Raw genomic sequence first — 9,772 nt, forward strand, 5'->3', positions numbered from 1 at the left:
CCAGTAAACTCAAAATAAATTGCCGCTGAAATAGTAAGTAATTTTACAAATCTGTGTAAAAGAGAATGATTGTGATCAATATCTGGCATATCGGAAGAAAGAACAAATATCAAAAAACCTATAGCAATAATTTTATCTTCTGGCATTGAAAAATTCAAAAATTGAGAAGTTATCTTGTAAATAAACAAGACAAAGGGATAAAAATAAATTCCAAAATTTACATGCGTATTAAAATTGGGCAAAACTAATCACTCCTTAATCTGGATATTAGATCTATTAGAATATCTTTAGAAGTATCATTTAAATCTAACTTTCTTATTTTTGAGATTGATTCTTCAAACAAAGTATACATAGCATTCTTAGCTTTTTTAATTGCTCCACTTTTTAAAATCTGATCTAAAATATATTGTATTTCTTCGGAAGATTTTTCTTGTTTTGAATAAACTTCAAAAAATTTTTCATCATACTCTCCAAAATCAATTAATGCAGTTAATTTACCTTCCAAAATATCTGTAACATTAGATTTTCCAGATTTTTCATCGAATGTACTTATAATATCATCTCTAATTTGAAAGGCTATTCCTGCTGGAATAATTGCATCTTCAATCTTTTTCTTATCAATATTCTCATTTGAAAGTAACACCCCTAGATAAAATGGATAAAAAAATGTATAATATGCCGTTTTCAATCTAGCAATCTCAACAGAAATTTTATCTTCATCTGGTTTATATTTTCCTAGAGAATATAAAACATCAAGTGTTTGACCATAACCTGTGTTTATATAGCAATTTGAAAACTCTTCTAAAAATTTTGATGATAAATTCAATTTACTTAGCTGCCTGATAGCAATAAAAAATAGTATGTCACCAAATACCAAAGCCAAATCTTCACCAATTTTTTCATTGTTATTTTTTTCTTTAAATTCTTCATAAAAAACTACATGCAATGATGGAAGTCCCCGTCTTAAAGTGGACCGATCCATTATATCATCGTGAATTAACAGAAAACAATGCATAATTTCTATTACCGCAGCTATCCTATACAATTTTTCATAATCTAATTCTTTTTTTGCATATGAAGTTGCACCTAATAAAAATAAAAGAGGGCGAATTCTTTTGCCTGGCCTTAAACAATATTCTATCAGCGTCCTAATTAACGACTCTATTTGTTTTGGTGGATTAACTTTATTTTCCAAAATAACTTTTTCAATGTATTCTTCCACTTTTTTTTGATGCATTTTTTTAAATTCATTAAAATCCATTTTTATCCTCCCAAGTAATCTTCATCTTTATCTCCAACTAACTTTTTAAGTATTTCATAGTACATAGAGTTTCTTGTCACAAGATTTGAAAGAGCCTTTTTTATTATCTCTAGATCTTCACCAGAAAAATCACCACTATCTATTGCTTGAACCAAATCTTTAACAACTTCGGGCATTTCTATGTAAGAAAGCGCCATTGCAGCTTGCGCGCCATATTTTTTTCTATCAGCATCTTCTAGGAGAAAATATCTCAATATTTTATAAACTTTTTCACCATCTCCAAGTTTTGAAAGCGCTTCATAAATTATTAATTCTGCTTCTTCAAAATCAAAAAGCGATAATGCATTATAGAGATCCTTTTTTATCCTTTCATCTTCAAGATCAGCAAGTAAATCTATAATATAAAGAAGTGTTATATCATTCCTATTACCTTCATGGATTCTTTTTTTAAATTCCCTGTATAAAGGATCTTTTGAAGCTTTTCCCAATTTAAATAAAGTTTCTGATGCAATTTCTTTAACCTGAGAATCTTCATCTTCCAAAAGCTTTATTAAATCATCTATTGCTTGTTCTCCTTTTTCCTCTATTATCCTTTTTATAAGTTCTTCTCTTTCCATATTAGCCCTCCAAAATATTTTATTCTTGTTAATTATTATACCATAATTGCTTATTCTGCACTATTATAACTCTATATGGTCTACACAAAAATGGATGTTGTCTTATCATTTTCTCCTAAACTATATTACCCCATCACCAAATGCCGTTTCTTTATTAACATTTGAATAATGCGATAACGCATCTTTCTGCCTTTTATGTCTATAAATTATACTATTCTAATTTAATTTGTTTTACCTATTCATTGTTTTAGCATTTTCTGATATAATTATTAACGACAATAGCTGTTATTTCAAAAAAGGGGTGAACAAATGATAGCAAGTGGAGGATTTAGAAAATACATAGCAATTACAGGAAGAAGAAATGTTGGAAAATCATCTTTTATGAACGCACTTATTGGACAAGATGTTTCAATAGTTAGCAACGTAGCAGGGACAACTACCGATCCTGTATTTAAAAGTATGGAACTTTCTCCGATTGGTCCTGTTACTTTAATAGATACTCCTGGACTTGACGATATTGGAGAACTTGGTCAAAAAAGAATTGAAAAAGCAAAAAAAACTTTATATAGAGCAGATTGTGGAATACTAATAGTTGACAGCCAACCAAAAGAATATGAACACCAAATAGTAGAAATTTTCAAACAATTAGAAATCCCATATATTATTGTTATTAATAAAATAGACACAATAAACAGTGATGAAGTTGAAGAAACGTATAAAAAATTTAATGTACCAATAGTTAAAGTTTCCGCCTTAAAAAAGATAGGTTTTGAAAATATTGGAAATGTAATAGATTCTGTAATTCCTAAAGATGATGAAATTCCATATCTTTCTGATTTAATAGATGGGGGAGATCTTGTAGTTTTGGTAGTTCCAATAGATCTGGGAGCACCAAAGGGAAGGTTAATTATGCCACAAGTGCACGCAATAAGAGAAGGTTTGGATAAGGAAGCATTAGTTCTTGTTGTCAAAGAAAGAGAATTAAGATATGCACTTGAAAACATAGGAATGAAGCCAAAGATTGTGGTAACTGATTCTCAAAGTGTAATGAAAGTAGTTTCTGATGTACCTGAAGAAATAAAACTTACAACGTTTTCTATACTTGAATCAAGATACAGAGGTGATCTAAATTATTTTGTAGAAAGTGTAAAGCATATTGAAAACTTAAAAGACGGAGATAAAGTAATAATTATGGAAGGTTGTACCCATAGACCACTTACAGAAGATATTGGAAGAGTTAAGATCCCAAGATGGCTTACAAATCATACCGGCGCAGCACTTGAATTTAAAGTGTGGGCTGGTGTTGATATGCCTGAATTAAATGAAATAGAAGATGCAAAGCTTGTTATACACTGCGGAGGATGTGTAATGAACAGGAATTCAATGATGAGAAGAGTTAGGATGTTTAAAAGGTTAGGTATTCCCATGACAAATTATGGTGTTGCAATTTCATACCTTCACGGTGTTTTAGAAAGGGCTCTAAGTCCATTCAAGGATGTGGAAATATGAGAGAAGAAAAAGACTATCTTGGCAAAGTCGAAATTGAAGATGACAAACTATACGGTATAAGCTCCTACAGAGCACATAAACTTTTTCCAGAAACGGGCGAAAAATTTGATGAAAGATTCATCTGGGCATATTTTATGATAAAAAAGGCAGCTGCAACATTAAATAAAGAATTAGGATACTTAGATTCAAATATTGCAGATGCAATAATTTCAACATGTGATGAATGGAAAACTTTAAAAGATCATATTATTGTTGATCCTCTTTCAGGTGGCGCTGGTACATCGGTTAACATGAATATCAATGAAGTAATTGCAAACAGAGCTTCACAACTTTTAAATAAAGAAATTGGTTATGTAAAACCAATTGAACATGTTAACCTTCACCAATCAACCAATGATACATTTGTAACAGCGGGTAAAATTGCCATAATTGTAAGACTTAGGGAATTAATAGATCAAATAATTAAGCTTCAAGAAATAATTCAAGCAAAAGAAAAAGAATTCTACAGAATAAGAAAAGTTGGAAGAACACAATTAATGGATGGCCCACCAATAATGCTTGGTCAGGAATTTGGAGCATGGGCAGATGCACTTGCAAGAGATAGGTGGAGATTAAACAAAGTGGAAGAAAGAATAAGAAACGTAAATATTGGAGGCACTGCAATAGGTACTGGAATAGGAGCTCCAAAAAATTACGTATTAAAAATAGTTAATGTACTCAGAGAAATATGTAATGTGAAAATTGCAAAAGCTGATAATCTAATCGATGCAACTCAAAATATGGATGTTTTTTCTGAAATTCACGGTCTTTTAAAGGCTCTTTCAGTAAACCTATACAAAATTTCTAATGATATTAGGTTACTTAGTAGTGGGCCAAATACTTCAATAGGAGAATTAATTCTTCCAAAAGTTCAAATTGGAAGTTCTATAATGCCGGGAAAAAATAATCCGGTAGTACCTGAATATGTTATGCAAATTTCATTAGTTGTTTTCTCACACGATAGTATGATAAACCACGCAAGTGCGCTTGGAAATCTTGAACTCAATCAATTTTCACCTTTAATTGTTCACTATACATTAAAATCAATTAATTTGTTTAAAAATGCATGTTATTCTCTTTCAAATTACATTGAAAACATTAAGGCAAACGAAGAAAGATGCAGAGAAAATCTTGAAAAATCTATATCAAACCTTACCCCACTTATAAATATATTTGGGTATAATGAAGTTTCACAGGCAGTAAAAGAATCAAATTACGATGTTGATAAAGCAATAAAATTATTATCAGAAAAATTTTCTATTTCAGTTGAAGATATTAAAAAGAAAATAAATCCAGATAACCTCACAAAATTAGGGTTTTAAAATTTTTAAATCAAATTTTTAATAAATTATTTGATTTTTTTGTTTTGTGTGTTATACTTTTATAGAACACTATATATTTATAACAAAAAAGGGGGTTAAATGTATGAAGTTTTTTAATAGCTATCCTACTTTTTCCAAATTAATTCTAGTCTTAGTTATTGGGCTACTATCATTTTTAATACCACTTTGGACCATTAAGATAATTTTGTTCATAGTGGGATTATTTATTTTTTCTACTATCTTAAAAAAAGGAAAGATTGTATTTTTTATATTAGTCTTCATATTTTCTATACCCTTTATATCGGCAAAAAGATTTTCAACTAATTTTTTTGAATTCTACAACTTTTTTGGAAATTTTGAAGTAAGTTCAAATGAAAAATATATTATTCAACCTGATAAGAAGCAATTCCCAATATACAGTGATATAACAATAAACATTAAAAATCAAAATGGAGTAATTATTGAGCTAGTAGATGGAGATTCTATAGAATTTCCATCAAAGCTTAATTTAATAACAGACAATAAAAAAATTGAAATTAACAATTATGGGTATTTTTCAAAAAATTATTATTTTGTAATCAAAATAGGAACTAAAGACCTTAAAAACTTAAAAATTTCTGCAACAAAAATTGAAATAAACGGAAAAGCAAAACTTGATAATCTAATTTTGAATGGTACTGCCATTAACATGAAAAACTGTTCAATAGAAAGTGAATATCTGCACGTATCTGGTACAGCTATTAATTTATCCGATTTTTTCATAGGAAATTACGCTTATATCGATGGAACAGCTCTTAATTTTTCTGGAACATTTGATTTTCAACAAATAAAAATAGATGGTACAAGTATAAATATAAATTTAAATATTGGCAAATTAAATAAAGAAACAATAATAGATGGCACTGCTATTAATGCAACTATAAATTTTCTTTCAGATAATCCAAAAATTCTAAATATTGATGGTACAAGCGGCACTGTAAAAGTGAAAAATTATGAAAGTGCAACTATAAACGTTGATGGTCCAAAAATTATCTTAGAAAAATAGTATGGAGTGATTCTTATGCTAAGACCTGTTGATAAACACAGTGGGATACCATCTTACATTCAAATTGTTAATATGATTAAGGCTGAAATACTTCTTGGAAAAATAAATCCAGGCGAGCAACTATTGCCTGTTAGAAAATTAAAAGAAATTTTTCAGGTAAATATAAATACAGTTTTAAAAGCACTTGAAAAACTTAAACTTGAAGGGTACATAACTTCTGAACAAGGAATTGGCTATTTTGTAAGTAAAGAGCTTCAAATTGCTCCAACTATAATGGCAGAGGTAAAAGAGGCTATAAAAAAACTTAAAAGCACAAAAATAGACCTTAATACTTTGTTTATAATCCTCGAGGAGGTGTGGAAAGATGAAAAAGATTGAAAATCTCTTTGAAATTACTCTAAAAGAAAAAAGTGGCGGATGGTTTTTCTGGTTTTTTCTTCTATTTATACCACATTTAAATCTTTTTTCAATATTTTTCATATCCAATTTGCTACTTGCATCAAAAATAAAGAATAAGAAAGACAAATCTTTTTATTACCTTCCATTTACAAAAAAAGACGTTTTCTTTATTTTATACTTTTTCTTAATTCTTTTAATTTTTTCAACTTCATTTTTTAATTCACTATTGATTTCCAGATACTCATTAAAATATATATTAAGTCCACTAATATTTTCCACAGCAATTTATTCTATAGGTATAATAGCATCGTCTCTAAATGGAGATAATTTTGCAATTACTATACTTTTCATTATCTTTGATGCAATACTTTCAAATCTAGGTTCATCACATCTAGGTGCTAATTTCAATCCTTACATTTTAATTAGTCCAATAAGGCAAGAAAGTTTAATAGGCTCAATATTATTTTCTTTGGCATTATTATTTATTGCATTTAAATTATATGTAGGTGGTGAAAGCTATGTTAAAAATTGAAAATTTAAAAAAGTCTTTCAAAAATAAATTCGTTCTAAATAACGTTTCTTTAGAAGTAGAAGAAGGTGAAATTCTTGCACTAATAGGTCCAAATGGTGTTGGAAAAACAACAACACTAAATTGTATTTCGTTTGTTATAAAAAAAGATGGTGGAAAAATAATATTAGACGATCAAGAATTTACTGAAGAAGAAAAATATAAAATATCATACGTTCCAGAAGATAGAGTCTTTTTTCAAAATTTAACAGGAAAAGATTATCAAAAAATTTGGTCATCTATTTATCCTGAATGGAACGAAAATGTATTTCAAAAATTTATTACAAAATACAATCTTGATTTAAATCAAAAGGTTGAAAAATATTCACAAGGAATGAAAACATTATTTCTTGTGGGACTTTCTGTGTCAACTAATGCAGATATATTACTTTTAGATGAACCAACCCAACATCTTGACCCTACAATAAGACTTGAAATAATGAAAATAATTCGAAATTATGCTGACCTTGGAAAATATGTTATTATTTCATCACATGAAATCTTTGAAATAGAAGAGTACGCAGATAAAATTGCTATTATTAAATCCGGTGAGGTTATTTACAAAGATTACATCGATGATGCTAAAGAAAAACACAAAATAATAGATTCAGAAGAAAAAATAACCTCTGGAGAAGTTATAGGACTTGTAGGTGACAAAATTCTTATAAAAACAGATGAAGAAATTGGTAGGTATCCAAAATTAAATGAAATAGTTGTAGGGTATTTAAACAGTAAAAATAAAGTTGATATTTTCAAATAAAACAATGCAAAGACTTCTGAGATATTTAAGTTATCTCAGAAGTCTTTTTTATATCTAAAATAATTCTTTAATATTCATGTGAGTTACCTTTTTTGGAACAATTAAATCCTTAGCAGATGTCATAATAACAACTATACCAGGCCCATGTCCTGTTTGTACACAATTTGAATGTACAACTACTCCAATAGATATTGCTCCTTTTCTAAAACCTCCAACCCCAAAACCGCTATAATGATCTTTGATTGCTACTATATCTCCAATTTTTACCTTATCAATTCCATACCTTTTTATTTCTTCCATATCATGAGTATTTATATCATAGTCGGTTCCTGCAGGATTTGAAGAGCCTATTCCTGAACCGGTAAGATGCGCTGGAATTTCTGCAGTAACAGGAACTATTAATTTCCCATCTTTTTCTTCAATTGGTAATTTTTCAAATAGCTCTGGATCAATATTAAATACTTTTACTTCAGGATAATCTAAAAGTTCTAAACCTTGACCCCAAGCTTTGATTTGGATCTTATCTCCTACTCTCAGCTTTTCTTTTTCTGGAAAATAGACTAAAATATGGTTAATTCCACCATGCTTACCTATCACAAATCCTTTCATTCCTTTAGCATCACCAGAAATAACCTCTGCTTCATTTCCTATACAAGCCAAGGTCATACAAGTTGAATTAAGCTTGTCGTTACTATTTTTAGTTGAAACATCCGGTTCAATATGATCACCATGCATTTTAAATGCATTATCACCCAATCCAAAATTATAGGTTATACCACCAACGCCAGGAAAATAAAATGCATTCCCTTCGCCATCGAGAACAGGCGTTCTAACTACAGGATGCGCTACTTCAACCATTATCGAAAGCTTAACTACTTTTTCTTTATTAGTAATCATTTTTGCCACCTCCCTACACTCTTTTATATTTCCAATCACCTTTCTTGTAGAAATAGATCGCTATTAAAAATTCTGCTATATCTCCAAATGTAAATGATAGCCATAACCATATAATTGATAATTTTAGTATATATGAAAAAATGTACATAAGTGGGATCTGAACAATCCATCTTGAGAAAAGACTCATGAAAAAATATGGCATATTATATCCTGAACCAGTAAAAACAATGCTTATACCAATACCATATCCAAGAAAAACTAATCCTATTACACTATATCTTAAAAACAATACCCCTATATCTATTATCTCACTTTCTTTTGTAAACAATTGCATCATTTCTGGGGCAAATACAACTATGAGAATTACAAAAATAAATGTCAAAGTAGCTGTAAGCCATCCGGACACTTTAGCAACTTTTTCTGCACGTTCTACCTTCTCAGCACCAAGTGTTTGACCAATTATTGCAGATCCTCCCATTAAAAGTCCCATCAGTGGCATGAATAAAAATCCAAAAATTCTCCCACCAATTGTATATGCTGAAACTGCTGTTGTACCATACCTGGAAACAAAATAAAGTATTATCGCTCCAGACATATTTCTCATAAAAACCTCAAACCCATTTGGCAAACCTATAGTTATGAGCTTTTTATCAATCTCCCAATTAAGTTTAAATAAACCTTTTATTGAAGGTTTAATATTTTCAATGCCACTAAACAAGAAATAAAAACCTATCAAAAATGCAACCGTTTGAGAGACAATAGTTGCCCATGCAGCACCAGAAACACCTAAATTTAAACCTTTTAATCCTAAAATTGGAACCTTTTCAAACATAAAAATAGGGTCCAAAATTATATTCATTATACTCGACAAAATCATTAGATTCATCGGTGTTTTTGAATCTCCAATACTCCTTAAAGCAGTATTAACAGAATAAGATGAAAACATAATTGGTAAGAAAAATATTCTTATATATCCGTATTCAATTCCTAGCCTTATAACTTCCTTTTCATCTGAAAATAATGCCAATATTGGCTTTAAAAAAACAAAAAGGAAAAGACTACCTAATAATGCTACTAAAAATTTAAAAGTTATAGTCTGTTCTATAGCCAAATTAGTCCTCTTGTAGTCTTTTTTTCCAAAACTTTGTGAAATTAGAGAAATTGAACTTACTCCAATAATTTCATTTAATGCCTCAACAACCCAAAAAACTGTTGAGAAAATCCCAACACCTGCAATTGCCTTTGATGATATTTTCCCAATCCAAAAAAGATCAACAACATCATAAAACATCTGGAAAGAAAAGCCAATTGCAGTGGGAAGTCCCATAACTAAAATTTGTTTTAATATATTTCCC

General features: G+C 29.4%; 10 protein-coding genes and 1 pseudogene. 6 read left to right on the forward strand and 5 right to left on the reverse strand.

Going from position 1 to position 9,772, the window contains the following annotated elements:
- From JG780_RS09180 to JG780_RS09190, 3 genes and pseudogenes are all read right to left on the reverse strand, one after another.
- A pseudogene (locus JG780_RS09180) lies at positions 1-242 on the reverse strand (metal-dependent hydrolase); the annotation flags it as partial.
- 2 nt (positions 243-244) lie between these two features.
- Positions 245-1,261 (reverse strand): polyprenyl synthetase family protein, encoded by a 1,017-nt coding sequence (locus JG780_RS09185; protein ID WP_287570253.1) that lies wholly within the window; start codon positions 1,259-1,261, stop codon positions 245-247.
- 2 nt (positions 1,262-1,263) lie between these two features.
- The gene (locus JG780_RS09190; protein WP_012580261.1) at positions 1,264-1,878 is read right to left on the reverse strand and encodes a HEAT repeat domain-containing protein; all 615 of its coding nucleotides are present in this window, start codon (positions 1,876-1,878) and stop codon (positions 1,264-1,266) included.
- Between the two features lie 309 nt (positions 1,879-2,187).
- Here JG780_RS09190 and hydF point away from each other — a divergent pair, with 309 nt between their 5' ends.
- The 6 genes from hydF to JG780_RS09220 all read left to right on the forward strand — a co-directional run bounded on the left by hydF (position 2,188) and on the right by JG780_RS09220 (position 7,520).
- A complete protein-coding gene (hydF, locus tag JG780_RS09195; RefSeq protein WP_004102027.1) occupies positions 2,188-3,387 on the forward strand; it encodes a [FeFe] hydrogenase H-cluster maturation GTPase HydF in 1,200 nt (399 codons plus the stop codon).
- Complete coding sequence (locus JG780_RS09200) at positions 3,384-4,748, forward strand: aspartate ammonia-lyase (RefSeq protein WP_287570255.1); 1,365 nt, start codon at positions 3,384-3,386, stop codon at positions 4,746-4,748. Before hydF ends, JG780_RS09200 begins: the two co-directional genes overlap by 4 nt.
- A gap of 103 nt (positions 4,749-4,851) precedes the next feature.
- A complete protein-coding gene (locus tag JG780_RS09205) occupies positions 4,852-5,793 on the forward strand; it encodes a hypothetical protein (protein WP_012580260.1) in 942 nt (313 codons plus the stop codon).
- A gap of 15 nt (positions 5,794-5,808) precedes the next feature.
- A complete protein-coding gene (locus JG780_RS09210) occupies positions 5,809-6,171 on the forward strand; it encodes a GntR family transcriptional regulator (RefSeq protein ID WP_012580259.1) in 363 nt (120 codons plus the stop codon).
- Positions 6,158-6,724 (forward strand): hypothetical protein, encoded by a 567-nt coding sequence (locus JG780_RS09215; RefSeq protein WP_004102008.1) that lies wholly within the window; start codon positions 6,158-6,160, stop codon positions 6,722-6,724. The genes JG780_RS09210 and JG780_RS09215 overlap by 14 nt, the downstream gene beginning before the upstream one ends.
- On the forward strand, positions 6,711-7,520 hold the full coding sequence (locus JG780_RS09220; protein ID WP_114702599.1) for an ABC transporter ATP-binding protein: 810 nt from the start codon (positions 6,711-6,713) through the stop codon (positions 7,518-7,520). Before JG780_RS09215 ends, JG780_RS09220 begins: the two co-directional genes overlap by 14 nt.
- Before the next feature lie 54 nt (positions 7,521-7,574).
- Here JG780_RS09220 and JG780_RS09225 read toward each other — a convergent pair whose 3' ends face one another.
- Together JG780_RS09225 and JG780_RS09230 are read right to left on the reverse strand one after the other, a co-directional pair.
- Positions 7,575-8,417 (reverse strand): DUF4438 domain-containing protein, encoded by an 843-nt coding sequence (locus JG780_RS09225; RefSeq protein WP_004102004.1) that lies wholly within the window; start codon positions 8,415-8,417, stop codon positions 7,575-7,577.
- Positions 8,418-8,430: 13 nt separating this feature from the next.
- The coding region (locus tag JG780_RS09230; protein WP_287570260.1) for an MATE family efflux transporter at positions 8,431-9,772 on the reverse strand (1,342 nt) is incomplete at its 5' end.

Origin of the sequence: Thermosipho sp. (in: thermotogales) (assembly GCF_020054775.1) — a bacterium.
Lineage (GTDB): Bacteria > Thermotogota > Thermotogae > Thermotogales > Fervidobacteriaceae > Thermosipho > Thermosipho africanus.